A 25,268-nucleotide genomic window follows, 5' to 3' on the forward strand; every position below is an offset into this window, starting at 1 on the left:
CACCGCGCCCCTGAGGCATTGTGCCCGACGATCGAATACCTGGAGAGTGACCCATGATCCGTTTCGACAAGGTCCGAGTAAGTTTTGACGGCTTCACCGCGATACCCGAGCTAAGCCTTGAAGTGGAAAAGGGTGAGTTCTTCACCCTTCTCGGACCCTCCGGGTGCGGAAAGACCACAGCACTGCGCACCCTTGCCGGATTCGTGGACCCGGAAGGCGGTGATGTTTATGTTGACGGGCAAAAGGTGACCGACCTGCCCAGCGACAGGCGGCAAATCGGCATGGTCTTCCAGAACTATGCCCTGTTCCCGTCCATGAACGTTCGGGAGAACATCGCGTTCGGTCTCCGGGTACGCCGGACGGGCAAGGCGGAGCGCGAGCGGCTGGTGGCAGATATTGCCCGCCGCGTGGACCTGACCGAAGACCAGCTGAACAAGAACGTCACGGAACTTTCCGGCGGCCAGCAGCAGCGGGTGGCGATCGCCCGCGCCCTGGTGCTCGAGCCGAAGATCCTGCTGCTGGATGAACCGCTATCGAACCTGGACGCCAAACTCCGCCAGCAGCTGCGCGGGGAGCTCAAACAGCTTCAGGCCGACGTCGGCATCACCACGGTCTACGTCACTCACGACCAGGACGAAGCCCTGACCATGAGTGACCGCATCGCCGTGTTCAACAAGGGCCGGATTGAACAGGTCGGCCGGCCCCAGGAAATCTATGATCGTTCCGCCACCGAATTCGTGTGCACCTTCATCGGAGACAGCTCCGCCCTGAGCCCCGAGTTCATCAGCGAACTCAACCGATCCGGAACCGCGGACCTGGACCCCTCCCGCCGGTGCTACCTGAGAGTCGAAAAACCGGCACTGACGACCACCCTTCCCCGGGAACCCGCAGCCGCCGGCACCATCAGCATCCGGGGCACCGTCTCGGCCCGGAACTACCACGGACTCCACAGCCGCTACACCGTCAACGCGCACGGGTCCGAACTCAAGGTCCTCATCAAAGAAACCGGGCATCCGGGCCCGCAGCCCGGCGACACGGTCCACGTGAGCCTGAATCCGGCCCACGTCCTTCAGTACCAGGCCACCGCATGACGGCCCTCCGCTCCAGGACGCTCCGCTCCCCGTTTGTCCTGATAGCAGGCGCCGTTCTCATCTGGTTCGTCACGGCCTTCCTCATCTGGCCCAACGCCAACCTCCTGATCGCGACGTTCTTCCCGAACGGCGCATTCTCCCTTCGCGCAGTGGACAAGCTCCTTTCCTCCCCGCGGGCCATGAGATCGCTCGGCAACAGTTTCCTTCTGGCACTGGCCCTGTCGGTCACGGTCAACATCGTGGGCGTCTTCATAGTGCTGGTTACCGGATACTTCCGGATCCGCGGGGCGCGCCTGCTCTGGCTCGGTTACGCCACCACGTTCATCTACGGCGGCATCGTCCTGGCCGCCGGATACAAATTCATCTACGGACCCGACGGGGTGATCACCCGGCTCGTGACCGGCCTCATCCCCCAGACTGACCCGAACTGGTTCGGAGGCTTCTTCGCCGTCCTCCTGGTCATGACCTTCGCCACGACCACCAACCACATGCTGTTCGTCGGCAATGCCCTCAAAAGACTGGACAACCAAACGATCGAAGCGGCCCGGAACATGGGCGCCTCCCACTGGAGGATCCTGCGCCGGGTTGTTCTGCCAGCATTGAAACCAACACTCTTCGCCGTGACCATCCTCTCCTTCCTCACGGGCCTGGGGGCGCTCAGTGCCCCGCAGGTCCTCGGAGGCCAGGACTTCCAAACCATTACCCCAATGATTCTCGCCTTCGCCGCCACGACCACCTCCCGCGACGTCGCCGCGCTCCTGGCCATCGTTCTCGGCTCCGCCACCATCATCATGCTGGCGGTCATGACCCGCCTCGAACGCGGCGGCACCTACTATGCAGTATCCAAGGTCGCAGCCCGGCTCGAGAAGCAGACAATCACCAACCCGACGGCAAGCAAAATCATCCACACCGCCGCTTACCTGCTCTTCTTCATCTATATCTCACCGGTTATCTTCGTCGTCCTATACTCGTTCACCGACGGATCCGCCATCGAAACCGGCGTCCTCTCACCGGACCGGTTCACCCTGGATAACTACGCAAGGGTCCTCTTCCAGGCCTCGGCCCTGCGCCCGTTCCTAATCAGCCTCGTCTACAGCGCCCTCGCCGCCGCCATCGTCGTCGGCGGCCTGCTGTTCGTCTCCCGAATCCTGCAAAAGTACCCCTCCAGGCTCACCTCGGTCCTCGAATACCTTCTTCACATCCCATGGATCCTGCCCGCCGCCATGATCGCCCTGGGCCTGATCATCACCTACGACCGCCCAAGCCCGCTGCTGGGCGGCATCGTCCTCAGCGGCACAACAGGAATCATGCTGATCGGGTTCGTCATCATCAAAATCCCGTTCACGCTTCGAATGCTCAAAGCGGCCTTCGCCTCCGTGAGTGAATCGATGGAAGAAGCCGCGACCGTCATGGGAGCAGGCACGCTCTACACCTTCCGGCGTGTCCTCCTGCCTGCCGTCCTTCCGGCAGCCGCCGCCATCGCGGCTCTGAACTTCAACAGCCTTCTCGATGACTACGACACCGCCGTCTTCCTGGCCCATCCGCTGTTCCAGCCCCTCGGCCTGCAAATCAAGGCCAACACCGACAGCGGCGGGGATGTTCACTCAGCTGCCAACACCTTCGTCTACACCGTGTTGCTGATGATCGTGGCCGGCACCATCATGTTCCTCGTCTACGGCCGCTCCACCTCCGGAAAACGGCACAAAAAGCGCCCCGTCCGGACACACCCCGGGCCGGTGGCCGAGTCCGCGGCCCACCAGCTATCCGCAGCCGGGGAGGCCGACACCCTGGACAGCACCACATCTCCGGAGGCCCGCCGCCGAGACCGGGTCCACCGCTAACAGAGACAGTCACTTGATCAAACCCCCCGGCCCGGCCGATGAACCTATGACGACGCAGGAGAGGCCCGCACACAGATACACCATGGACGATGTCGCGGCCGAGGCCGGCGTCTCCCGCACCTCCGTGTCGCGTGTGCTCCTGGGCCAGAACAAGGTCCCCGAGGAAACCCGCCGCAAGGTCCACCAGGCAGCCCAACGCATGGGCTACGTCCCCAACGTCATGGCCTCCGAGCTCGCATCCCGGCATCCAACACCATAGGGCTTCTGCTGCGGGATGCTGCCAACCCCGCCTACGGCATGCTCTTCACCGAGCTCCAAAAAGCCGCCCATGACGCCGGGCTCACACTGGTGACCATGCCCATCAGCGACGACCACCGCGGACAACAGCAGGTAGCGAGCCTGCACCATCTCGTGGGAATGCGGGTTGCCGGACTGATCGTGGCGACCGGCGGCGTTACGAGCGAACAGCTCCGGCCGTTCCAGCGGCGAACACCGATCGTCAGAGCCGGGCGCCCTGAACCCACCGGAAGGATCCACGCACTCTCCTACGACGAGCCGGACGCCGGACGCCGGCTCGCCGGCTCGCCGAACACATCATCTCCCTGGGCCACCGCGACGTCGCCGTCCTGATCACAGCCGAGTCCACGTCATATCCCGAGTTCGTGCGCAGCACAGCCATGACAGCAGAACTGACCAAACAAAGAATTCCAGTGACACCCATTCCCGTGACAGGCCCCGACGGGGTCGAAACCGCGGTGAGACTAACGCGCGCCGGTGCCGTCACAGCCATCATGTGCCCATCGGACCTCCGGCAACTGGCGGTCCTGCGCGGACTGCGCTCAGCCGGCCTCTCCGCTCCGAACGACGTCTCCGTGTCCGGATGCGACGGCATCATGCCGGGCCTGGACCTCATGGGCCTGACGACACTGCGACTGCCCGTGAACGAACTGGCTCGACGCACCATCGACCTCATGGGCCGGCTCGTAGGAGAACATCCTCCCCCACCATCACTCAACAGCGCCTAACCGGAACGCTGGTACCCGGCAACACAGCCGCACCCCCAAAAAGACATCCCCGTCAACTCCCCTGACCAAGCCCGCTTCAAAGCCGACAAACCCCACCGCCACAGCAGTTCATCCTTACACCCCGGGTCCACTGCCCGAGACCTGGTCTGCCACGCCCCGCCGGCAGCCTGCGCCGACCCGGTGCTTGCACAACGAACGGTGGCAACCATCCCTGGGTGCGGCCGCTCCGGGGGTGACGTTAACCTCGGGTTCAACGGCGCCTTCTATGCTGGCGCGGTGAAACGATTTTTCGGGACTCCGATGACTCTCTGGCCACTGCGCAACCGCCTGCATGTTTACGTCCTTCCCGACGATGACCTGCGCTCCGAGATGGGAAAACGGCAGCGCATCCTCAAAGAATTCGACTACTGCTCAATTCAACCGGCGGAATACCTGCACGCGACCGTTCAGCAGTTCGCCGTGAGTACCGAAGACACCACGGCGGAACAAACCGCGGCATTCATGGATGCGCTGAAACTACTGGCGGCAACCACAGCGCCCTTCAGTATCCAACTCGCGGCACCGAAGGCAGAGGACTGGGCCCTCGGCGCCCGCGGGACCACAACTCCCGAGTGGAAGGCACTAGTCGAAGGAGTCCGCACGGCAGCCGCCAGGACGATCAACTCCGGCACACCAATGCCGGAGGCTCCCAACCGGCCCCACATCAGCCTCGGCTACGGCCTGGCCGATGGCAGCAGCGAAGACATCCAGCGCGCATCCGACGACGTCACCACAAACGGCCTACCACCACTGAAAATCAAAGAAATGCACTTCCTGGCCGTGCACCAAAACATTGAACGTGGAACCTACACCTGGAACGCCACTTCCCCAGTGACGCTGGCCGGCCCGCCAACCCGTATTACGGATGAGCCTTCGCCAGCCCAGCGCTGAACACGCCATTGACACCGGGCCCCCAAACATCGGGGCCATCTGCCACTCACGGCTGCCGGCATCGATCGCATCGCACGGCCCGCCGGTCGTTCCCGACTCTAGCTCTCCGTCTTCAGATACTGGTAGAGGGTGTCGCGGCTGATGCCGATTCGCGGGCCAGGGCGGTGTTCCGCTCCCCGCGCCGGGCCGCTCCCTCCGCTGACCTACCGCTCCGGGCCAGACTCCTCTCCAGCTGCCCCGGTAGGCGCCGCGGGTCCCGCTCAGGGTGATGCCTTCGCGCTGGCGCTCCCCCGATCAGCGCCCGCTCGAACTCAGCGAAGGCACCCATGACCGAGAGCATCAGGTTCGCCAAGGGGCAATCATCCCCGTGAAAGTCAGATGCTCCTTGATGAACTCGATCCGCACGCCCTTCTTCGTCGACCTCTGGACCAGGGACCGGAGGTCGTCCGCTCATCGAGCTGGGGGCGTTTGATGTCCATACCCGAGGCTTTATCCGTGAAGACCCGCTCCAGCTGGACACCCTCGAGCTGACGCCCAGCGTTCCGCTCCCGCCTACTGCCCCTGATGTATCCGATGCACTGCCCGGACATTCCATTCCTAACGAAGAGTGTCACGTTGACCCCTAAAATCCGCACCCCTGGTTGTCAATAAATCCTCAAAACCATCCCAACCTGACATGACTGCCGATCGCGGTCCTGACGTCCGGTTGGGGTATACCCCACCCGGACACTCAAGGACGCTCCCACGCCAGCGTGCGCCATGTCGAATCCGACAAGGACGACTGTTAAGGTCTGAGTTGCGGTTGTCAGGCTTCAAGCGGAATCAATAATCAGTACAAGTAGCCGGCCGCCAACTTCACCGAGGTCAAAGTACGGCAGCTAAATAACACATGCAATGATCACTAGCATGCAGGCGAAGCTGGATCCGACCACGGCTGCCACGTGGGCCAGGTGGGCCAGGTGGGGCCAGGTACACCCATGATCCCCTGCAGGCCAGACGCTCCGGACCTTCTAAGGAGCACACCCAACCCACGAATCAGAGTCCAAGAACGTTGCGGAGAGTCATGCGGTGGACTTCGGAGCGTTGGCACCTGAGGCGTGGGTAGTTGGAAGACTTCCGCCAACTAGACCAGTCTTCGCCAATTTCTCAGTCCCGTTTCGCCAACAATGGGTCGAACCGCCAACTAGCCTCCGACCTCACACTCACATGTGAGATGTCGACCTATTTGGAAGAACTTCCAACAGGAATCGCCGGGATCCCGTGGAGACATGTATCTGGGGACCGGGTCATCGCGGCCAACCTAATTGGAAGTTTGTTGCGTCCGTTCCCTAAGTTTGCCGAATCGGCAAGGCTAGCTACGACGTAGAAGACACGCCGCCCATGCTGTACAGATCTTCGTGACCACCTCAGGGGTTGTGCAACCATGACGTGTACCAGCTGCAACTCCCGGCCCAGCACAAAGGGCCCCGGAGCGTGATGCACCGGAGCCCTTTGTAAGGGGTGCTACTTGCCGCTCTTGCCGTGCTGGCCGGAGTCGGTGTGTGCGGCGGCTGCCGCGGGCGCTGCCGGAGCGGCAGCTGCGGTTCCACCGTAGGACGGAGTAGCCGGGGTGGCCGCGTGCTCATCGCGGTGTTCCGCTGCGGTGGCCAGGCCGGCCGCGCGGTGTTCGGCGGCGTCAGCGTGGGCCACTTCGCTGTTGCCCTTTACAGGCGGTGCGGGGTAGGTGGAAGGAACAGATGCCGGATCGGTCGGATCCGAGGTAGTTACAGGTGCCGTCTTAGCCGGCTCCGGAGCTTCCGTCGGCTCAGCTGTCGCGGAGTCCGTCGGCTCAGCGGTGGCCGAAGTGGCGGGTTCGGTTGTTGCGTCGGCGGTGGGTGCTGTCGTTGACGGGGCGGTGGTGGAGGTTGCCGGCGCCGTGGTGGTGTCTGACGTCGTTGAAGCCAGGGCCGCGCCGGCCCCGCCCGTGGCGATGACTGCGGCGGCGACGGCAACTTTACCTGTGGTGCCCAGCGCACCGAGGGCAGAGAGAATGCTTGTCATAATGAGACCAATCATGAAGTTGGGTGGTACTTGGCGGGTTGCCTGGGGTAGTACGGGCAACCGGGCGACATCCTACCGTCATTCGGTGAATCCTGACACCGGTCTGGTGCTAATCTCTGGGCGGCAGCGGTTTACTGTGCGCGTATTGTGATCTGCCCCGGCCGAGAACCACGTGCCGGTCATCGAGCTCCGGGACTTCGGCACCGTACTTCTTGAGGTAGCGGTACAGGGTGGCCCGGGACCAGCCGACCGTCTCGGCCGCGCGCTCCGCAGTCTTTCCCTTAGACAGCAGCTGGCGTGCCACCTCGAGCTTGGCTTCGACCGTGTCCTGGTTGACCGGCTTCTGGCCGAACCGGACACCGCGCGCCTTGGCCGCCATGATGCCGGCCCGGACCCGCTCGTTGATGAGCTCGCGCTCGTACTCGGCCAGGCTGGCAAACAGACCCAGCTGAAGCCGGCCGGCGGTTCTGTAGAGTTCACGTGTCTCATGAGACATTTCAGTCCTGCTGCGCACGCTCGGTCGCGACGATGTTGTGTTCGCAGCACGGCCCGGACAGGCCTGAGACTGGCGACCGCTGCCCCGTCGTACGTTGCCCGGGCGCCCCGATTCCTGCATCGCTTGGTGCCATGTCTTTGCGAAGATCATTTACAGGCCTGCTGGTCCACAGCCTGTCAGCCGGATTCACTGTCCAGTCTCCTTGGGCCCGACAGTTCCGGATTGACCTCGACTAAAGGAGTCCAGAAATACGATGGCCAGCATCGATGGTGGACGTCGGCATCGCGTCGTGTCGCATCGGAGTGCCGCGACAAGGATGCCTACTCGAACTCGAGCCAGGCGAGGTGTCCTCTAGCGGCAGCCCTACTGGCGGCGTGTTGCGCTGCCTCTTGGGCGAAGGCGAAGGGACTGGCCTGCGCATTGTGAATGATCGTCCGAGCGCTTTCGTCCCATTGCGCAAATCGCCACCCATTCTCTTCACGGTTCACCATCTCTACCAGCAGTTCCGCGGCGCTTCTCGGATCCTCCGAGGAGAGTGCGGCGAGGTGCTCGACGACCAGGTGGGCGGGCTCAACTGACCCGGATAATGCGAGGGCATCTCGCAGCCCGCAAACGCGTCGGTCAGTTGTCAGTCGGGGGGAACAGAACCACCAGCCGTACGCCGACAACTCTTTAGTAGGAGCTGCACGGGCGGCTGCTATCCGGCTGTCCCACAGGGCCAGCAGACGGTCGAGGAGTGGCGGCTCCAAAGAAGTGTCCTCTTCGGCCAGCCAACGACCGATCCATTCCAGGATCTGTCGGCGAACCTCTTCGTCGGCTTTGTCGAAGAACTCGGCAATGAGTCCATCTTCGAGCCGAAGCTCGCCTGCCAAGTAGAGGTGCACGAGATGGTTCCCGAGAGCACGAGTTCGGCCGTGCTTGTGACCATCATCCCCCTCCCCCTCCAGCCGGGCGACGGCAAGGGCGTACTGCGCTTGCAACGCTTTCCAGGTGGGTCGATTCGGCATGCCACGCGCGAGGTGCCCACCCCATGCCGCCTCCCACAGGGCCCGATAGCGTTCGTCATCAGGGAAGACGCGACTTGCCGCCTGAGCCGCGAATTCCTGGTTGAACGCCACCAAGTTCCCGAAGTGGGAGCCGAGAACTGAACGTACGGCCACCGAAGGTTCCTCGCGCGGATCGAGATGCTTGGCGACCAGTTCGGTGACTTCAATGAATGCATCGTTGGGGTGACGCTGATAAACCCAAACTCCGTACCGCATTACCGCCTCGATCGCCCGCGGGCGAACGCAGTTGAGGGATAGGTCTGGGCTGTTATTTGAGCTGCCGTAGCGTTCCTCGTCGTCAGGCGAGGGGTTGGGATCGCTAGCCACCGTCGCGATCACGACGAAGATTCGGCGACGATGATTATCGGTTGGCGGGTTCGAGGAGGCGAACCCCTGAGACAGTAGCCGCATCACGTCGAGCCGTGCCCAGCCCCAGCCATTGTCGCTGCCCTCGTCGGTGGCGGGTGGCCGAGGATGATCGACGATCGCCTCGCACAAGTCGAGCACCTGATTCCAATTGATTTCCTTCCCATTGCTCACGGCACGCTGGACGCCGTTGACGATCGCCTGGACGTAGTCAACGGCGAGGTCACCTAGCCGTCGGCCGGCCGCCAGGTAGCGATCCGGTTCCGCGGCGACGACGTCCGTCAAGGTCAGCGAGAGTCCACGTTTGGACGGCCCGGGGAACTCAGAGGAAGGTTCGAACGCGGTGAGGTAGTTGACCAGTTCGTCGATCTCGAGCGCCGCGAGCTCTTCCGGAGTGGCCGGGCTGCGTTCGGAAATGAAACCGCCTCCGCCGACGGCGGGAGTGCGGGGTCGCGGAGGTCCGTTGCGGGCTACGAGCGCGTCGTATCGAGCTCCCCATCCGTCGGGAAGATCATCCGCGATGGGCGAGAGCCGGTCCCTTTGCCAAACTTCCATGTAGGTTTGCAGCTCTTCGGGCGTTGGCTCATACCCGTGTGCTTCGCGCACCCACTTTGCGTGACTGTCGAGGCCGGGCGGCCCTTGCTCGATCATCGTGAGGATTTTCGCTTGGTCCTCGATGTCGAGCTCCTCGAAACGGGCAGACAGGAGCCGATCGTACTCGGACCGGAGCTGGGCGTCGTCGAAGTTGGCACGATCCGTGAGGCGCTCCCCGACAATGGTGCCGTCGACAGGCACGTTTTGGCACAGCAGGTCGAGGGCTAGCCGGTGAAAGATCGGCCACCCGCGGGCCTCGAGCATGCCCACGATCCGTTGGAGGTCTTCTGGATCTTGGGACACCCGGGCCGCGATGCTCTCGCGCAGCGCTGTCGTGAGCTGGTTTTTGGTGTCGTGGTCGTGGCCCAAGCCCCCCGAGCTGATCGCCTTCCGCCAGATTGACGAGTGGTCTTCGCGGGACTCGATCATGTGAGGTGATGATGAGTCGATGATGGAAATCTCAAGAAGCTCTACCATCAGTTCGATCGCTTCCACGCCTGCCGCGGCGGCCAGGGGTGGCATGTGGCGATGGAGGATCTCGCCGTAGGTGTGTTCGTCGATCCGCAACACGGGTTCTCGGCGCGATCGCGACGGCGAGGCCCCGTCCTGCTCATCCTCCTCGGGGTCATCGAAGGTCAGCATGCTTCGGGCCAACCTGAGGGCCGATGTGGTGTCGCCCGCAATGGTGAAGGAGGCCATCAACTCGGCGAGCTGGTCGGGGAAGACGAGACGGTATTGGGAGTCGAGGGTTTCGATCAGCCGGGGAAGGAGCTCGGCCGAGCGGTCTGTGGGCAGCGCGCGGGCGACGGCGACGAGTTGCGCGTTGACGGAAGCGTTGCCGGTCGCGGGAAGGTTCCGGACGATTTCAGTGACCTCGACGGCCATGATCGGTGCCATCTTGAGCAGGTACTGCATCGGTGGCCACGGTGGAAAGCTGACGGTACCGTCATGTTCTTCGGGTTCTGGTGGCTTTGCGAAAACGTCTTTCCTTCGAAGCAGCGGCAACCAAGCGGGATCCGAAATCCTCTCGAAGAAGCGCCCGAGGGTAACTGGGCTCTGGGGGACGCTGGTCAGGAGGAACCCGACGTCTTCCGCCACTGGATGGGTCTTCACAGCCAGCTCGTCCAACTTGACGATTATCGCGGCGAATTTGGCCTCGGCTTTGTCCAGGACGTAATCGAGGATTCCTTGGAAGTCATCGAAGTACTGAATGAATGCATCGTTGAACGGGGCCGGTTCCGCGAGGTTGCGACGATGCGCCCGTCCCTGATAGCTGCCCGCCTGCTTGAGCCACTCCTTGCCCACCGGGTCCGCCGAAGGAATGTCGAGCGCCGAGATGATCGCGGCGATGCTCCGCTTGTGGTTTTCGCTCTCTCCCCTTCCCGGAACTTCTGGAGCCAAGGGGACAAGAACAGCACGGAGGGCGGACTCAACTTCTCGAATGAGGTGACTCACGAGATGGCTCGTAGAGTGAAGCCGTGAGTAGTTTTCCATCAGATCGCAAGCATCGCTGTAAAAAGCGACCGCTCCTGGGCCAACCAGCCTTCTCAGACGATCGCTGATCCGAATGCGGCGTGGGTCCGGTGGCGGTCTCAACGGTTGTGTCTGCACCCGATTCCTCAACTTTCTGCTTTCATCGCCAGCTTCGAGATCCGAGAAGGCGGGAAGGGCGAATCATATCCAGCGAGGACGAGCTTCCGCAGCCATCTTGGACCGATTCCAACTGCCGAGAAACGCTTGTATCCCCCAGCCGGTCATTGCCCACATTGACAACTTAGATGAGACAACGGGGAGAATCCCGGAGACTGACGGGCTCGATGAAAAAACTGATAATTAAGCTGGACGCTGCAGAAGATCCGGTCTTGCGTAAATTGAATACCTCGCCATGACAACACCCATCCGCTAAGTGTTGCCATCACCGCAAGAACCCAAGGATCCCTAACCGGGCCCTTGCGGACGCTGGTTCGCTAAAAACGGGGTCTCTCCAGCAGTGATCCGGTCGTATTAGTGAACCTATTTCGCCTCCACGAGAGACTCACCCCCGTGAGGTCTTGCTATCTCTATGAGTCTCACCATGACGGCTTCTCTTGCCGGACAGTAAGCCGGGGCACCTTCAGAAAGCCGGCTGTGCGGGACCCGACCGAACGACCTCTGCAAGCCTGTCCAATGACTCGGGGCTCGCGGCCAGCTCCACCTTGCCCCTGTCCGTCAGCAGGGTCACGGCTCGGAACCCGTACCCCGGCAGGTATTTCCGCTCATTCGCGACGGTTACCTACCGCCCCACCTCACCTCCGAAGCCTGAAACAGGGGTCAAGTCCAAATGCGTGGATGCTCCTATTGCTGTCAAGCGGCGGTTTGTGTGGTGATTTGCGTGAGAGCGCGGGTCGCGCGTTGTTCGAGTTCGGGGTCGGCGCGGATGCCGATTTCAAGTCGTCGGAGTCGCTGGTAGGGGACGCTGAGCGTGGCGGCGAGCACGCTGATCGGGATCCCGAGGCGTTGCCGTTCCATGCGCAGTTCTCGGCCGACAGGGTTGTCCCTGCCCGGGTTGAGGAGAGCGGCGTAGATCTCGTTCGCGATGTGGCGTTTGAGGCAGCGGGTGATGTCGCGATCGGTGAGTCCTTCGGCGCGGCGGCGGGCGAAGTATGCCATGGTGCGGGGTTCATGGTGTCGCCTGCGCAGCAGCACGATCCGGTGGAGGGCGGCGTTCGCTTGTCTGTTCCCGCCGCGAGACAAGCGATGACGGGTCCGTTGCCCGGACGAGGCGGGAAGGGGCGCGACGCCTGCCAGGGCGGCGAAAGAGGACCTGGTCGCCAATCGTTCCGGGTTGTCGCCGGCGGCGACCAGAAGCGTCGCTGCGGTGACCGTTCCGACGCCGCTGAGGGACAGCAGTGTCGGGTTCACGGCACGCACGATCGGGTTGAGTTGTTCCTCGATGGTATCGATCTCGTTTTGGAGGGCCAGATAGCGGGACGCTAACCGTTTGAGTGTCTGCCGGGCGACCAGCTCAGGATCGAATCCGCTGCCGGCGCTGGGCCTGGTGCGCGCGAGCGTGGCGACGAGCTTGACGCCGGCCAGTGCGCGGTAGGCTGTCCGCACCGGCTCTGGCGCGGTGATCAGCAGCGCCTGGATCTGATTCATCGTCTGCGCCTTCGCTTTGGCTGCCGAGCGTCGTTCGCTGATCAGGATCCGCAACGATTCGACATGGCCGTCAGCCGTCTTCGGGACGGTGGCGCCGGCACCGGTGAGCACCGCCAACGCGGCCTGGTGCGCGTCGATCGGGTCCGATTTGCCACGCAACCTGCGAGCCTGCCGGTTTTGCCGCATCACCTCGACCACCGTGAATCCCGCAGCGCTCAGATCCCGTGCGATGCCGGCGCCATAGGAACCGGTGCCCTCGACGCCGACCTGATCAACCTGCCCGTGGAGTCGGAGGAAATCGATAATCCCCGCATAACCCAGGGGCGTCGTCGGGAACTCCCGGTCCGCGACAGGACGGCCGAGAGGGTCGACGATAGCGACGTGATGAGTGTGCTTGTGCGTGTCGATCCCCGCGACCATAAGGCCCTGCGGTGCGGAGAGGCCGGCGGCTGGAGTAACGGCTGTCATGCTCGTCATAGACGGATTCCCTTCCTGCGGTGAACAATGTCACCGCGGGCCGGGTGGGGCAGACAGCACAAAGGCGAGACGACTTTCCGGTCAGGCTCCTGACTTGTTCCATGGTGGTGGGATGCCGCGGGATCTGCAGTCTTGTAGCGTCCAGGGTGTCAGCCGGCACAGGTCCGCAAGCTCCTTGCCGCCCGGTTGTCCGGGTTGGCTCACTGATAGCGTGCCGCGCCGCTGACACCCGCCCGGGGCGTGGCTCGACAGAGGCATGCAAACACTTCAAGTCAGGGTGCCCGCCACGGGTGATCCATCACCGACATCGGCGAAAGGAACCCCGGACATGATCGTTATTGGCATCGACCCTCACAAATCCTCCATCACCGCCTCAGCCATCGATTCCACGGGCTGTCAGCTCGCGGTGCGGCGTTTCGTGGTCAATGCAGGCACTGCCAAGCAACTGCTGGGCTGGGCCGCCCAATGGCCCGAGCGCAGATTCGCCATCGAGGGCGCCAACGGCCTGGGGCGCCGAATCGCTCAGATCCTTGTGGCAGGCGGGGAGTCCGTGGTCGATGTCCCCTCGACACTGGCCATGAAGGTCAGAGTCCTCTCCACCGGCGGTGGCCGTAAGAGCGACCCGGCAGATGCTTTTGCTGTTGCCGTCACTGCACTCCGGCAGGAGAATCTGCGCCCGGTCGCTGCCGAGAACCAGAGCACGATTCTGCGGCTGCTGGCCGAACGCCGTGAAGACCTTGGCCACGAACGGGCCCGGCTGCTTAACCGTCTGCACCGGCTCCTGCGCGAGCTCATACCCGGAGGAGTTGAGCCCGGCCTTAGCGCCGACAAGGCTGCCGCCGCGCTGCGTACCATCCGGCCGGCGACGGCCACCGATGCGCTCAGACGCGAGCTCGCCCGGGAACTGCTGGCCGATTTGCGGCGCATCGATGCAGCCATCAAAAACAACGAGGCACAAACCCGCGACGCCCTGGCCGCATCCGCCACGACACTGCAGGAAATCCCAGGAGTCGGCGTCGTCCTCGCGGCGAAACTCCTGGGCCACGTTGGCGACATCACCAGATTCCCCAGCGCCTCACACTTCGCCAGCTACACCGGAACAGCACCCCTGGACGCCTCCAGCGGCCAACAAAACCGTCACAGACTCAACACCGGAGGAAACCGGCAGCTCAACTCCGTGCTGCACACCATGGCCGTCTGCCAAAGCCGTGACCCCGGACCAGGCCGGGAGTACTACCTGAAGAAAACCGCCGAAGGAAAAACACCCCGCGAAGCCCGTAGGGCGCTCAAACGACGCCTCTCCAATGTCCTCTACAGGCGGATCCTGCACGACCACAACCACGCCCAAAAACTGGCGGCTTGACACACAGAGGCGCTGACAAGTCATGGCCTGCCCGGCCCGCGGAAACTCCGGCGACGACGGACAGATCCACTCCAAGACAGCCCTCGCGGGCGTCCGTGTAATTTCGGGTCACGCCGACGCCGGAGCCGAATCCATCATCTCTGTGTAACGCGGTTGCCGCGTGATCCTCGGTTTTCTCAGGCGCTGAGCGCGCCGAGTTCGGGGCTGGTGTCCTCCTTTTCTGTGGTGGTTCCGGCTTGCTGTGAGCGGCTCAGTACGTCGAGTCCGAGGTAGCGGCGGGATTCGATCCATTCGTCGTGCTGCTCCGCGAGCACGGCGCCGACGAGACGGATCAGGGCCTGCCGGTCGGGGAAGATCCCGACGACATCGGAGCGGCGGCGGATCTCCCGGTTGAGGCGTTCCTTGGGGTTATTGGACCAGATCTGACGCCAGGTCTCCTTCGGAAATACGGTGAACGCGAGCACGTCGGCCCGGGCGGCCTCCAGATGGTCCGCGACCCTGGGCAGCTTCTCCTCCAACGCGTTCAGGACCCGATCGAACTGGGCGTGCACGGCATCCGCATCGGGCTGGTCGTAAACACTGTGCAGCAGGGTTTTCACCCAGGGCCAGCTGGTCTTGGGCGTGAGGGACATCAGATTCGCCGCGTAATGGGTTCGACACCGCTGCCAGGACGCTCCGGGCAGGGTCGCGCCGATCGCCGCCACGAGGCCGGCGTGGGCGTCGGAGGTCACGAGTTTGACCCCGGACAGTCCACGGGCGGTGAGGTCACGGAAGAAGCCGAGCCAGCCGGCCCCGTCCTCGCTGCTGGTCGCCTGGATCCCCAGGACTTCCCGGTGCCCGTCGGCGTTGACACCGGTCGCGACCAGGGCGTGGACGTTCGCGACCCGCCCGCCCTCGCGGACTTTCAGGACCAGGGCATCCGCGGCGACGAACGTGTACGGGCCGGCGTCCAGAGGACGGGTCCGGAACGCTTCCACCTGTTCGTCCAGGTCCCGGGCCGGGCCATGATCGAGACCTGGGACTTGGACAGGCGCGTGATGCCCAGGGATTCGACCAGCTTCTCCATCCGACGGGTGGAGACGCCGAGCAGGTAGCAGGTTGCCACCACACTGGTCAGGGCCGCCTCGGCCCGGCGGCGGCGCTCGAGAAGCCAGCCGGGGAAATACGTGCCCTGGCGGAGCTTGGGAATGGCGAGGTCCAGGGTCCCGGCACGGGTGTCGAAGTCGCGATGGCGGTACCCGTTGCGGGAGTTCACCCGTTCTGCGGAGGCATGGCCGTAGCCGGCGCCGCAGACGGAGTCGGCCTCCGCCCCCATCAGCGCGGTAACGAAGGTCTGGAGCATCTGGCGCAGCAGGTCCGGGGACGCCTGGTCGAGTTGCTCGGAAAGGAAACGCGTCGGATCGATAGAATGGGGTGCGGTCATCGCGGAGTTCTCCTTCAGGAAAGACATTGGACTGTCATTTCCAAGGATCACGCGGTGACCGCCTTCGCATCTGGCAACACGCCCCTCGGGGCCGGTTACACCACGCTAGTGGGCACTACCGTCTTGGCGCCATCGGACGCGCACGCGCGTCAGGGCAGCAGTCCTTGGATTAGAACTGCTGGCGCGGGATCAAGACCGGCCTCAGTTCGTGTCCTTGATACCGCGTCCGCGACTTCGGCTAATTGGATTCGACGCTCGAAGAGGTTCCATACGAAATATGGAAGGCTAAGTCCATATTGGTGGAATACATCGACTGAGAGTTCTTGAAGCTCTCCGCGATTGGTGCGAAACCAGGTACTCCCCCGCACGTCGCGGAAAGCGCGAACCGCTCCGGCCCGCGCAATAGCAAGGCCCGGTTCCCTTTCAATGCAAAGGGAACCGGGCCTTGCTATTGCGCGCGGGTATTGCCTTCAGGGCGTCGCCTCAGCAGCCAGATGGCCAGGGCAAGGGCGGCGGCGCAGAGCGCTGCGGGGCCGAAACGGCGTATCAGCGCCGGCCCTGCAGCCGAGCCCAGATCCAATTCGGCCGCCGGCGCGGACGGTGTTCTGGGCACAGGGGCCGCCGGTGGCCGGGCTGCCGATGCCGCCGGGACTGCGGAGGCGGGCTCGGCAGTCGCCACCGGTCCGTGGGCCCCGGGTCCGGCCGGCGCAACGGCTCCGGCGGCTCCGTCGCCCGCCTTCCCGATCACGCACTGGACAAACTGGCCCAGCAACTTGTCCGAGATGTCCTGGATGACGCCCCGGCCAAATTGGGCGGGTTTGCCTGTGACGTTCATATCGGTGGTCACATCCACGGAGGTGCCGTCGCCGTCAGGCGCCAGCACCGCCGTCACCGTGGCGCCCGCCGTGCCGTTGCCGCGCTTGTCCTTCCCTGTGGCCGAAATGACCACTGTGTGCGTTTCCTGGTTGCGTTCAAGGAATTCACCAGTGCCGGTGTAGATCATGGCGATCGGCCCGAGCTTGACCTTGACCGTTCCGGTGAATTGCTCGCCGTTAACGGACGTGAGCGTCGCTCCCGGGAAGCAGGGCGCGATGTCTTCCAATTGGTTGAAGGAATGCCAAGTGTCCTCCAGCGAAGTGGGAACCACGAATCGGTGTTTGAGTTCCACGTCTATCCCGCCGTGATCTTCTAGAGCCCGGCGGCCGCGATGACGGCCCGCTTTGTCAAAACCTCGGCCAAGTGGCGCCGGTAGGCCGCGTCCCCGTTAAGATCGCTGGCAGGATCGGCCCCTTCGGCCGCGTGTGCGCTGGCGGCGGCGATCGCTTCCAGGGTCAACGGAGCACCCGCCAGTGCCTGTTCGACGGCGGTGGCCCGCAGGGGCGTGCTGGCCATGTTGGTCAGCCCGATCCGGGCCTCCGCGATGGTGCCGCCTTCCACCCGGACCATCGCGGCCACCGCGACGATGGACCATTGCTGGGCCACCCGGGTGAACTTCTCATACCGTGCGCCCCAACCGGTGTACTTCGGCACGCGGATGTGCGTGAGGATCTCGCCGTCATCGACGGCGGTGGTGAAGTAGCCCTGGAAGAAGTCCGCCGCTGCCACCCGGCGTTCACCGTCCGGACCGGCAAGGATGAATGTCGCCTCCGCGGCCAGCACCGGCGCGGGCAGGTCGCCCGCCGGGTCGGCGTGCACCAAAGCGCCACCGAACGTGCCGCGATGGCGCACCTGTGGATCGGCCACCGTCGCCGCGGCTTGGGCAAGCAACGGCACATGTGCGGCAATCATCGGGTCGGTGGCGATCTGGTGGTGGGTTGTCATGGCGCCGATCAGCAGTGCATCGCCGTCGTCGCGCACCCCGGAAAGCTCGCCGATCCGGCCCAGGTCCACCACCATCGCCGGATCGGCCAGGCGCAGCTTCATCACCGGGATCAGGCTTTGCCCCCCGGCCAGCAGCTTCACGTCATCGCCGGCGTCGGCCAGCACGCCCAGCGCCTCCGCGACCGTAGCGGGCGCGGCGTAGTCGAATGCGCTCGGAATCATTGCACACCTCCGGTCATCTTGGCTTCTTCAAGGGCAGTCCATACACGGGACGGCGAACAGGGCATCTTGATGTCCTTCACGCCCAGATGCCGCACGGCGTCGAGCACACCGTTGACGATGGCGGGCGTCGAGGCGATGGTTCCCGCCTCCCCGACTCCCTTGGCCCCCAGTTGGTTGGTGGTGGAAGGGGTCTCGGTGCGCGCAGTCGTGAAGTGCGGCAGATCCGGCGCGCCGGGCACCAGGTAGTCCACAAAGGAGCCTGTGACCAGGGTGCCGGCATCGTCATGCACGGCCTCCTCATAAAGGGCCTGCGCGATTCCCTGCGCCAGGCCGCCGTGGACCTGGCCCTCGACAATCAGCGGATTGACCACCACCCCGACGTCGTCCACGCAAACGTATTTGCGGATGGTGACCTGCCCGGTCTCGGTGTCCACTTCCATGGCGGCCAGATGGGTGCCGTGCGGGAAGGAGAAGTTCTGCGGGTCGAAGGTGGCGTCCGAATCCAGATTGGGCTCAAACCCGTCCGGCAGGTTGTGCGCGGAGAAGGTGGCGAAGGCGATTTCACCGAGCGCCGTGGACTGCTCGGTGCCCTTGACACTGAACTTGCCGTCCGCGAACTCGATGTCCTCTTCAGCGGCCTCCATCATGTGCGCGGCCACAACCTTGGCCTTCTCGATCACCTTGTCCGCCGCGGCTAGCACTGCCATGCCGCCGACGGTCAGCGACCGGGAGCCGTAGGTGTCCATGCCCCGCTGGGAGGTCTGGGTGTCCCCGTGCAGCACTTCGACATTTTCGAACGGTACGCCCAGCCTGTCCGCCACGAGCTGGCTCCACGCGGTTTCATGGCCCTGGCCGTGGGCGGAGGAGCCGGTGACCACCTCAATGTTGCCGGTGGGCAGCACCCGCACCTGGGCGTGCTCCCAGCCGCCGGCGGCGTAACTGAGCGCGCCGAGCACCCGGGACGGAGCCAGGCCACACATTTCGGTGAAAGTCGAGATGCCGATGCCTAGCTGGACCGGGTCGTTCGCTTCGCGCCGCCGCACCTGCTCGGCCCGGAGCTCGTCGTAGCCAAAGAGTTCCACGGCCTTCGCCGTGGCCGCCTCGTAGTTGCCGGTGTCATATTCGAGCCCGGCGACGGTGGTGAAGGGGAATTCCTCGTGCTTGATCCAGTTCTTTTTCCGCACCTCCAGGGGATCCATGCCGAGTTCGACCGCGAGTTCGTCCATCAAGCGCTCGATGGCAAAGGTCGCTTCCGGGCGACCCGCACCGCGGTAGGCATCGGTCCACGCCTTGTTGGTGAAGAGGTTGGTGCATTCGAACCGGTAGGCCGGGAACTTGTAGATGGAGTTGTACATGAAGGCGCCCAGGATCGGGATCCCGGAGGTGACCAGGCCCAGGTAGGCGCCCATGTCCGCCAGCAGATGAACGTCCAGCCCGGTGACGATCCCGTCCTTGGTGGCCGAGAGCTTCACCTTCTGCACTTGGGCACGGCCGTGGTGGGCCGCCATCAGGGATTCGCTGCGGGTTTCGGTGTATTTGCATGGCTTGCCGGTGTGCCGCGCTGCCAGCACGGTGATGACCTCCTCGGGGGTCACCTGCAGTTTCCCGCCGAAGCCGCCGCCGACGTCGGGGGCGATCACGCGCACTTTGCTTTCCGGGATGGTCAGGGTCAGCGCCAGCATGAGCCGCAGAATATGGGGTATCTGGGTGGCCGACCACATGGTGATCTGCTCACCCGTGGGGTCCACCACTGTCGATCGGGGCTCCATAAAGGCCGGGATGAGCCGCTGCTGGTGAAATGTACGCTCAATGAGGACTTCGGCGCCCGCGAGCGCCTCGGCGATCGGTTTGCCGGTGCCCGCCTCGCCCGAGTCAAACACCCAGGTAGCCGACTTGTTGGTGCCCAGGTCCGGGTGGGCCAGGACCTCATCCTTCAATGCCTCCTCCAGGTCCAGGACGACCGACAGTTCCTCATAGCTGACGTCGACCAGCTCGACGGCGTCGCGGGCGGCGGCGGCGCTGCGGGCAATGATGCAAGCAACCACCTCGCCAGCAAAGGCCACCGCGTCGACGGCGATGGCCGGGTGAGCCGGGGCCTTTTGGTCCGGCGTTATCGGCCAGGCGTTGGGCAGGCTTCCCTGTTGGTCGGCCACGTCGGCTCCGGTGAGCACGGCAACGACGCCGGGTGAGGACTTCGCAGCGGACGCGTCGACCGAGGTGATCTTCGCGTGGGCGAAAGGACTGCGCACCATGGCCAGATGGAGCATGCCGGGCAGCGTGATGTTATCGGTGTACCTGGAACGCCCGGTGATGAGATGGGCATCTTCCTTGCGGAGACGGGCCCTGCCGACCTCAGTGGTGGTCATGCCACACCTGCCGTTTCCGTTTTGTCGCTGTCCGAGGAAACTGTGCCGTCCGCCGCGGCCTGGACCGCGGCAACAATGTTCTGGTACCCGGTGCACCGGCACAGGTTCCCCTCCAGGCCGTTCCGGATTTCCTGCTCGGTGGGGTGCGGGTTTTCCGCCAGCAGGGACGCCGACTGCATGATCATGCCAGGCGTGCAGAAGCCACATTGCAGAGCATGGCATTGGTGGAAGGCTTGCTGCAGCGGGGCGAGTTTTCCGTCCCGGGCCAGGCCTTCGATGGTCGTGACATTGTGGCCGTCTGCCTGAACCGCGAACATGGTGCAGGATTTGACGCTGACGCCGTCCAGATGGACCGTGCAGGCGCCGCAGTTGGTGGTGTCGCAGCCAATCAATGTGCCGGTCTTGCCAAGCCGTTCGCGCAGGTATTGGACCAGCAGCAATCGGGGCTCGACATTGTCGGTGTAGGTCACATCATCGACTTCGACGGTGATCGTCTTGGAACTCGCCATTGGGATCTCCTGTCGCATTGGAGGACGAGCATCACTGCCCGGCATCCAGTCCTGATGTGACACAGGTTACTCCAAGGAGGAGGTTAGCGCCTTAGGTCGACTTGAGTTCGTACCCCGCATCTTCTTGGTCCGCTTCGGCCAGGGGCCCGTGGTGGATCCGTGCTTCCATGGTGCTCAATCGTCCGCCGCCGCCGCCCCAATGCAGCGCGATGATTTCGGCGGCGATGGAGACGGCTGTTTCCTCAGGCGTACGGGACCCGAGGTCCAGGCCGATCGGGCTCGAGAGCTTTGCCAATTCGGCATCGGTCAGGCCCGCTTCGCGCAGCCGTTCCATGCGGTCGTGGTGCGTGCGGCGGGACCCCATCGCCCCCACATAGGCTACGTCCTGGCGCAGCGCCAACTCCAGCAGCGGCACGTCGAATTTCGGATCATGCGTGAGCACGCAGATCACGGTGCGCTCATCCACTTGGCCGGCACTGATCTGCGCCTGCAAGTAGCGGTGCGGCCATTCCACCACTACCTCGTCCGCCTGCGGGAACCGGGCGGCCGTTGCGAAAACCGCTCGTGCGTCACACACGGTCACGCGGTAGCCGAGGAAGCTGCCCTGCTTGGCGACGGCGGCGGCAAAGTCAATCGCGCCGAACACCAGCATCCGCGGCTGCGGGGCGAAACTGAGGACAAACACGCGCATCCCCTCGCCGCGGCGCTGGCCGTCCGGTCCATACATGAGGGTGGCGTTGCGGCCGGCTGCCAGCAGGCCTTGGACATCGTCACACACCGCCTGGTCTGCACGCTCGCTGCCCAGGGAGCCGACGAACCCATCCGGGCGGATGACCAGGTGGCGGCCCAGCCATGCCGGATCGGGGTGTTCGATCACGGTGACCACCGACACCGGCCGGCCTGCAGCGACGTCGTCGGCCACCTGCGGCAATTCCGGGAAGATCTTGGTGGAGACCGGCTCAACAAAGATGTCGAGGATCCCCCCGCAGGTCAGGCCGACCTCGAACGCGGCGTCGTCACTGATGCCGTAGCGCTGGAGCACCGGCCGGCCGGACTGGACCACCTTCGTGGCCAGTTCGTAGAGCGCGCCTTCGACGCAGCCGCCGGACACCGAGCCGACGGCGCTGCCGTCGGCGTCGACCATCATGGCGGCCCCGGCCGGCCGCGGTGCGGACCGGAAGGTGCGCACTACCGTACCGAGCCCCACAGTGTGGCCGGACACTATGGCTTCGACCAGATCGTCCAAAACCTCACGCATCGGCAATCACCTCTAGCAATTCCTCGAAGCTCTGCATGGAGTGTCCTCCTATAAAATAGTCAACGTGCGGCAGCACCGCCATGATTCCCCGTTGAAGGGGCTGGTAGCCCATCTTGCCGCGGTGCGGGTTGGACCAAATGATCCGCCGGGCCAGATGGTGCAGCCGATCGGCCTGGCGGCCCAGCAACGCCGGGTCCCCACGCTCCCAGCCGTCGCTGGCTATCACGACGACGGCGCCGCGTACCGTTGCGCGCTGGCCCCAGCGATCGTTGAATGCGCGCAGCACTTCTCCCAACCGGGTTCCACCGGACCAGTCGGGGATGGCGCGCCCGGCGAGTGCCAGGGCGTGGTCGGCGTCCGGGACCCGCAGGGCGCCGGTCACCCGGGTCAGTTTCGTGCCCAGCGTAAACACCTCCACATGGTGCGGGGCGGCCTGCACCACCCGGTGGGCCAAGCGCAGGAGGCTGTCTGCGTAGGGCGCCATCGAGCCCGAAACATCGATCAGCCAGACCAGCCTGCGGGGTTTGCGCGGCGCCCGGGCGCGGCGCAGCGGCCCAGGTTCACCGCCGCGGCGCAGCTGGTCGCGCAAAGTCCGCACCCGGTCGACGTCGCCGTGCCGGTCCAGGCGTCTGCGCCGGGTCTGACGGGCGGGCAAGCGCACCGGAAGCTCCTCGAACATTCGGTGCAGCAAGGCCCGTTCGGCGTCGTCGAGGATGGCTACATCGCGGTGCCGCAGCCGCTCCCGGCGGCTCGCGAGTGCCCGAAGCTGGTCCAGGCCGCTCTCCGGACCGCCGTCGTCGTTGTCCAAGGCGGCGGCGCTGACGGAGGTTGAGGAGGCTTCCTGGCGCTGGGCTGCCGAATGCTCCACTGTGAACCAGGCTTCAAAGGTCCGTTCATAGGCGGGCACGTCATCCGGAGCGGCGCACAGGGTGGCCCGGCCGGCCCAGAAGACGTCCGACCGGCGGCCGAGGGCGAGCCTGCCGACGGCGTCGACGAAGCTGCGCGCCCGGTCAGCGGTTACTTTGACTCCGGCTGCGCGCACCGCAGCGGCAAAGGCCAACAGGATCTCCTCGGCGCTGTGATCTGTGCGTTGTCCTGCCGGCATGGCTCAGCCGAGCATCCTGGACAGCGCCGCCGAGACGCGCTCTGTGTCTTCGCGGTACTTGCAAAGCGCGCCGATACTGGCCGCGGCCGAGGCCAGGTCCAGCTCTGGCCGGCCGAGCTGGTGCAGCGCGCGGGCCCAGTCCAGGGTTTCGGCCACGCCAGGAGGCTTGAGCACGTCTTGGGTGGCCCGGATCTGCTGGACCACGCGAACCACCTGCTCGGCCAGCAGCGGGGGCACCTCGGGCAGCCGGGTGCGCAGAATTTCCACCTCGCGGGCAAGCCCCGGGTGGTCGATCCAGTGGTAGAGGCACCGGCGTTTGAGCGCATCGTGCAGGTCGCGGGTCCGGTTGGAGGTGAGGACCACAATCGGCGCGACGTCTGCCTTGACCGTGCCGAATTCGGGGATGGAGACCTGGTAGGTGGAGAGCACTTCAAGCAGGAACGCTTCGAACTCGTCGTCGGCCCGGTCGATTTCGTCGATCAGCAGCACCGCCGGGCTTTGCTGCAGCGCCTTGAGAATGGGCCGGGCCAGCAGAAACCGTTTGTCGTACAGCGAGTGTTCCAGCTGAGCCACGCTTATTCCCGCACCGCCGCCAGCCTCCACGCTGCGCAGATGGAGGATTTGGGCCGTGAAGTCCCAGTCGTACAGTGCCTGTGAGGCGTCGATTCCCTCATAGCACTGCAAACGGATCAGCGGAAGGCCGAAGACATGGGCGAGTGCCTCGGCCAGAGAAGTCTTGCCGGTGCCGGGTTCCCCCTCCAGCAGTAGCGGCCGTTCCATTCTCAGGGCGAGGTAACAGGTAGTGGCCAGGCCCTCGTCGGCGAGGTAGCCGGTGGCGGCCAGCCTTTCGGCCAGCACTGCGGGGGAAGTGATCGACGTCTGCGTCATGACACCAGCATAAGATCATCGATCCGGGAGACCTCGCGGTAGCGCGGTCGATACTGGAGGCCGGGGTTATTGGGCGCTGCCGACGTTCGCCACCGCCCCGTGAGAAAGAAACATCAAGTCCACCTGAATTGGTCCAACTTTTTCAGAAAGAGCTCAACTAGCTTCGAATCTCACAACTAAATAGGTTGTCCAAAGGACCAAATAGCCTGTCCATCTACATCACACTAGAAGTCCCAGTCGTCATCCTCGGTATTGACAGCCTTGCCAATGACATAAGAGGAACCCGACCCGGAGAAGAAGTCGTGGTTCTCATCGGCGTTCGGCGACAGGGCGGACAGGATCGCCGGGTTCACGTCTGTGACGGAGGCCGGGAACATGGCCTCGTAGCCCAGGTTCATGAGGGCCTTGTTGGCGTTGTAGTGCAGGAACTTCTTGACGTCCTCGGCCAGGCCCACGGAGTCGTAGAGGTCGTGCGTGTACTGCACTTCGTTTTCGTACAGCTCGAAGAGCAGCTCAAAGGTGTAGTCCTTGATTTCCTGCCGGCGCTCCTCGGAAACCTTCTCCAGGCCCTTCTGGAACTTGTAGCCGATGTAGTAGCCGTGGACGGCCTCGTCGCGGATAATCAGGCGGATCAGGTCGGCCGTGTTCGTCAGCTTGGCCCGTGAGGACCAGTACATCGGCAGGTAGAAGCCCGAGTAGAACAGGAAGCTCTCCAGCAGTGTGGAGGCAACCTTGCGCTTCAGGGGGTCGTCGCCTTGGTAGTAGTCCATGACGATCTGGGCCTTCTTCTGCAGGTTCACGTTCTCGGTGGACCAGCGGAACGCTTCGTCGATCTCCTTGGTGGAGGCCAGCGTGGAGAAGATCGAGGAGTAGCTCTTCGCGTGCACGGATTCCATGAAGGCGATGTTCGTGTACACCGCCTCTTCGTGCGGGGTGATCGCGTCCGGAATCAGCGAGACGGCGCCAACGGTGCCCTGGATGGTGTCCAGCAGGGTCAGGCCGGTGAACACGCGCATGGTGAGCTGCTGCTCGTCGGGGGTCAGCGTGGCCCAAGACTGGACGTCGTTGGACAGCGGGATCTTCTCCGGCAGCCAGAAGTTGTTGACCAGGCGGTTCCAGACATCCACGTCCTTGTCGTCCTGGATGCGGTTCCAGTTGATGGCCTCGACGTGGCTAAGCAGCTTGACCTTTTCGGTCATGTCATCCCCTAAATGTTGGGTTGGTTCTTAGTTAAAGCGTACGACGGCGGGCGGGCGCCCGCCGTCGTAC

At 64.1% G+C, this 25,268-nt stretch carries 20 protein-coding genes and 1 pseudogene; 8 read left to right on the top strand and 13 right to left on the bottom strand.

Translation table 11 applies throughout. From position 1 onward, the window contains the following. Nucleotides 1–53 precede the first annotated feature (53 nt). The 6 genes from ACP4XC_RS14835 (at nt 54) to ACP4XC_RS14860 (ending at nt 4,887) form a co-directional block, all read left to right on the top strand. Nucleotides 54–1,091, top strand: a complete 1,038-nt coding sequence (locus ACP4XC_RS14835; protein ID WP_427170961.1) for an ABC transporter ATP-binding protein — start codon at nt 54–56, stop codon at nt 1,089–1,091. Then, complete coding sequence (locus ACP4XC_RS14840) at nt 1,088–2,932, top strand: ABC transporter permease (RefSeq protein ID WP_427170963.1); 1,845 nt, start codon at nt 1,088–1,090, stop codon at nt 2,930–2,932. The genes ACP4XC_RS14835 and ACP4XC_RS14840 overlap by 4 nt, the downstream gene beginning before the upstream one ends. 82 nt (nt 2,933–3,014) lie before the next feature. Then, the gene (locus ACP4XC_RS14845) at nt 3,015–3,191 is read left to right on the top strand and encodes a LacI family DNA-binding transcriptional regulator (RefSeq protein ID WP_427170965.1); all 177 of its coding nucleotides are present in this window, start codon (nt 3,015–3,017) and stop codon (nt 3,189–3,191) included. 38 nt (nt 3,192–3,229) lie between these two features. Continuing rightward, on the top strand, nt 3,230–3,562 hold the full coding sequence (locus ACP4XC_RS14850; RefSeq protein ID WP_427170967.1) for a hypothetical protein: 333 nt from the start codon (nt 3,230–3,232) through the stop codon (nt 3,560–3,562). Then, on the top strand, nt 3,562–3,957 hold the full coding sequence (locus tag ACP4XC_RS14855) for a substrate-binding domain-containing protein (RefSeq protein ID WP_427175121.1): 396 nt from the start codon (nt 3,562–3,564) through the stop codon (nt 3,955–3,957). Before ACP4XC_RS14850 ends, ACP4XC_RS14855 begins: the two co-directional genes overlap by 1 nt. 300 nt (nt 3,958–4,257) lie before the next feature. After that, the gene (locus ACP4XC_RS14860) at nt 4,258–4,887 is read left to right on the top strand and encodes a 2'-5' RNA ligase family protein (RefSeq protein WP_427170969.1); all 630 of its coding nucleotides are present in this window, start codon (nt 4,258–4,260) and stop codon (nt 4,885–4,887) included. Between the two features lie 1,503 nt (nt 4,888–6,390). Here ACP4XC_RS14860 and ACP4XC_RS14865 read toward each other — a convergent pair. The 4 genes from ACP4XC_RS14865 to ACP4XC_RS14880 all read right to left on the bottom strand — a co-directional run bounded on the left by ACP4XC_RS14865 (nt 6,391) and on the right by ACP4XC_RS14880 (nt 13,044). Continuing rightward, nucleotides 6,391–6,927: a hypothetical protein gene (locus ACP4XC_RS14865; protein ID WP_427170971.1), complete on the bottom strand. Its 537-nt coding sequence runs from the start codon at nt 6,925–6,927 to the stop codon at nt 6,391–6,393. Nucleotides 6,928–7,036: 109 nt separating this feature from the next. Then, nucleotides 7,037–7,423, bottom strand: a complete 387-nt coding sequence (locus tag ACP4XC_RS14870) for a recombinase family protein (RefSeq protein WP_427170973.1) — start codon at nt 7,421–7,423, stop codon at nt 7,037–7,039. 320 nt (nt 7,424–7,743) lie between these two features. Then, complete coding sequence (locus ACP4XC_RS14875; RefSeq protein ID WP_427170976.1) at nt 7,744–10,884, bottom strand: hypothetical protein; 3,141 nt, start codon at nt 10,882–10,884, stop codon at nt 7,744–7,746. A gap of 888 nt (nt 10,885–11,772) precedes the next feature. Continuing rightward, nucleotides 11,773–13,044, bottom strand: a complete 1,272-nt coding sequence (locus ACP4XC_RS14880; protein WP_427170573.1) for an IS110 family transposase — start codon at nt 13,042–13,044, stop codon at nt 11,773–11,775. A gap of 328 nt (nt 13,045–13,372) precedes the next feature. Here ACP4XC_RS14880 and ACP4XC_RS14885 point away from each other — a divergent pair, with 328 nt between their 5' ends. After that, entirely contained in the window at nt 13,373–14,407 is a 1,035-nt protein-coding gene (locus tag ACP4XC_RS14885; RefSeq protein ID WP_427170571.1) for an IS110 family transposase, read from the top strand. Between the two features lie 22 nt (nt 14,408–14,429). Next, complete coding sequence (locus tag ACP4XC_RS14890; RefSeq protein ID WP_427170569.1) at nt 14,430–14,555, top strand: hypothetical protein; 126 nt, start codon at nt 14,430–14,432, stop codon at nt 14,553–14,555. A gap of 28 nt (nt 14,556–14,583) precedes the next feature. Here ACP4XC_RS14890 and ACP4XC_RS14895 read toward each other — a convergent pair. From ACP4XC_RS14895 to nrdF, 9 genes and pseudogenes are all read right to left on the bottom strand, one after another. Then, a pseudogene (locus tag ACP4XC_RS14895) lies at nt 14,584–15,830 on the bottom strand (IS256 family transposase). A 448-nt stretch (nt 15,831–16,278) separates the two neighbouring features. Beyond that, nucleotides 16,279–16,998: an SRPBCC family protein gene (locus tag ACP4XC_RS14900; protein WP_427170978.1), complete on the bottom strand. Its 720-nt coding sequence runs from the start codon at nt 16,996–16,998 to the stop codon at nt 16,279–16,281. Nucleotides 16,999–17,018: 20 nt separating this feature from the next. Then, nucleotides 17,019–17,873, bottom strand: coding sequence for an FAD binding domain-containing protein (locus ACP4XC_RS14905; protein WP_427170980.1), 855 nt, complete (start codon nt 17,871–17,873; stop codon nt 17,019–17,021). Beyond that, nucleotides 17,870–20,239: a xanthine dehydrogenase family protein molybdopterin-binding subunit gene (locus ACP4XC_RS14910; RefSeq protein WP_427170982.1), complete on the bottom strand. Its 2,370-nt coding sequence runs from the start codon at nt 20,237–20,239 to the stop codon at nt 17,870–17,872. The genes ACP4XC_RS14905 and ACP4XC_RS14910 overlap by 4 nt, the downstream gene beginning before the upstream one ends. Beyond that, nucleotides 20,236–20,748 (bottom strand): (2Fe-2S)-binding protein, encoded by a 513-nt coding sequence (locus ACP4XC_RS14915; RefSeq protein WP_427170984.1) that lies wholly within the window; start codon nt 20,746–20,748, stop codon nt 20,236–20,238. Before ACP4XC_RS14915 ends, ACP4XC_RS14910 begins: the two co-directional genes overlap by 4 nt. Before the next feature lie 91 nt (nt 20,749–20,839). Beyond that, a complete protein-coding gene (locus tag ACP4XC_RS14920; protein ID WP_427170986.1) occupies nt 20,840–22,006 on the bottom strand; it encodes an XdhC family protein in 1,167 nt (388 codons plus the stop codon). Next, nucleotides 21,999–23,111 (bottom strand): vWA domain-containing protein, encoded by a 1,113-nt coding sequence (locus ACP4XC_RS14925; protein WP_427170989.1) that lies wholly within the window; start codon nt 23,109–23,111, stop codon nt 21,999–22,001. The genes ACP4XC_RS14920 and ACP4XC_RS14925 overlap by 8 nt, the downstream gene beginning before the upstream one ends. A 3-nt stretch (nt 23,112–23,114) precedes the next feature. Continuing rightward, a complete protein-coding gene (locus ACP4XC_RS14930) occupies nt 23,115–23,999 on the bottom strand; it encodes an AAA family ATPase (protein WP_427170991.1) in 885 nt (294 codons plus the stop codon). Between the two features lie 224 nt (nt 24,000–24,223). Then, a complete protein-coding gene (gene nrdF / locus ACP4XC_RS14935; RefSeq protein ID WP_377984912.1) occupies nt 24,224–25,198 on the bottom strand; it encodes a class 1b ribonucleoside-diphosphate reductase subunit beta in 975 nt (324 codons plus the stop codon). Nucleotides 25,199–25,268: the final 70 nt, after the last annotated feature.

This window comes from Arthrobacter sp. 92, assembly GCF_050260325.1.
GTDB lineage: Bacteria > Actinomycetota > Actinomycetes > Actinomycetales > Micrococcaceae > Arthrobacter.

Excerpts from the sequence above, each read along its gene's own strand:
- ACP4XC_RS14835 (WP_427170961.1), top strand. The coding sequence starts at position 54 with ATGATCCGTTTCGACAAGGTCCGAGTAAGTTTTGACGGCTTCACCGCG.
- ACP4XC_RS14840 (WP_427170963.1), top strand. The coding sequence starts at position 1,088 with ATGACGGCCCTCCGCTCCAGGACGCTCCGCTCCCCGTTTGTCCTGATA.
- ACP4XC_RS14845 (WP_427170965.1), top strand. The coding sequence starts at position 3,015 with ATGGACGATGTCGCGGCCGAGGCCGGCGTCTCCCGCACCTCCGTGTCG.
- ACP4XC_RS14850 (WP_427170967.1), top strand. The coding sequence starts at position 3,230 with ATGCTCTTCACCGAGCTCCAAAAAGCCGCCCATGACGCCGGGCTCACA.
- ACP4XC_RS14860 (WP_427170969.1), top strand. The coding sequence starts at position 4,258 with ATGACTCTCTGGCCACTGCGCAACCGCCTGCATGTTTACGTCCTTCCC.
- ACP4XC_RS14865 (WP_427170971.1), bottom strand. The coding sequence starts at position 6,927 with ATGACAAGCATTCTCTCTGCCCTCGGTGCGCTGGGCACCACAGGTAAA.
- ACP4XC_RS14870 (WP_427170973.1), bottom strand. The coding sequence starts at position 7,423 with ATGTCTCATGAGACACGTGAACTCTACAGAACCGCCGGCCGGCTTCAG.
- ACP4XC_RS14880 (WP_427170573.1), bottom strand. The coding sequence starts at position 13,044 with ATGACGAGCATGACAGCCGTTACTCCAGCCGCCGGCCTCTCCGCACCG.
- ACP4XC_RS14885 (WP_427170571.1), top strand. The coding sequence starts at position 13,373 with ATGATCGTTATTGGCATCGACCCTCACAAATCCTCCATCACCGCCTCA.
- ACP4XC_RS14890 (WP_427170569.1), top strand. The coding sequence starts at position 14,430 with ATGGCCTGCCCGGCCCGCGGAAACTCCGGCGACGACGGACAGATCCAC.
- ACP4XC_RS14905 (WP_427170980.1), bottom strand. The coding sequence starts at position 17,873 with ATGATTCCGAGCGCATTCGACTACGCCGCGCCCGCTACGGTCGCGGAG.
- ACP4XC_RS14910 (WP_427170982.1), bottom strand. The coding sequence starts at position 20,239 with ATGACCACCACTGAGGTCGGCAGGGCCCGTCTCCGCAAGGAAGATGCC.
- ACP4XC_RS14915 (WP_427170984.1), bottom strand. The coding sequence starts at position 20,748 with ATGGCGAGTTCCAAGACGATCACCGTCGAAGTCGATGATGTGACCTAC.
- ACP4XC_RS14920 (WP_427170986.1), bottom strand. The coding sequence starts at position 22,006 with ATGCGTGAGGTTTTGGACGATCTGGTCGAAGCCATAGTGTCCGGCCAC.
- ACP4XC_RS14925 (WP_427170989.1), bottom strand. The coding sequence starts at position 23,111 with ATGCCGGCAGGACAACGCACAGATCACAGCGCCGAGGAGATCCTGTTG.
- ACP4XC_RS14930 (WP_427170991.1), bottom strand. The coding sequence starts at position 23,999 with ATGACGCAGACGTCGATCACTTCCCCCGCAGTGCTGGCCGAAAGGCTG.
- nrdF (WP_377984912.1), bottom strand. The coding sequence starts at position 25,198 with ATGACCGAAAAGGTCAAGCTGCTTAGCCACGTCGAGGCCATCAACTGG.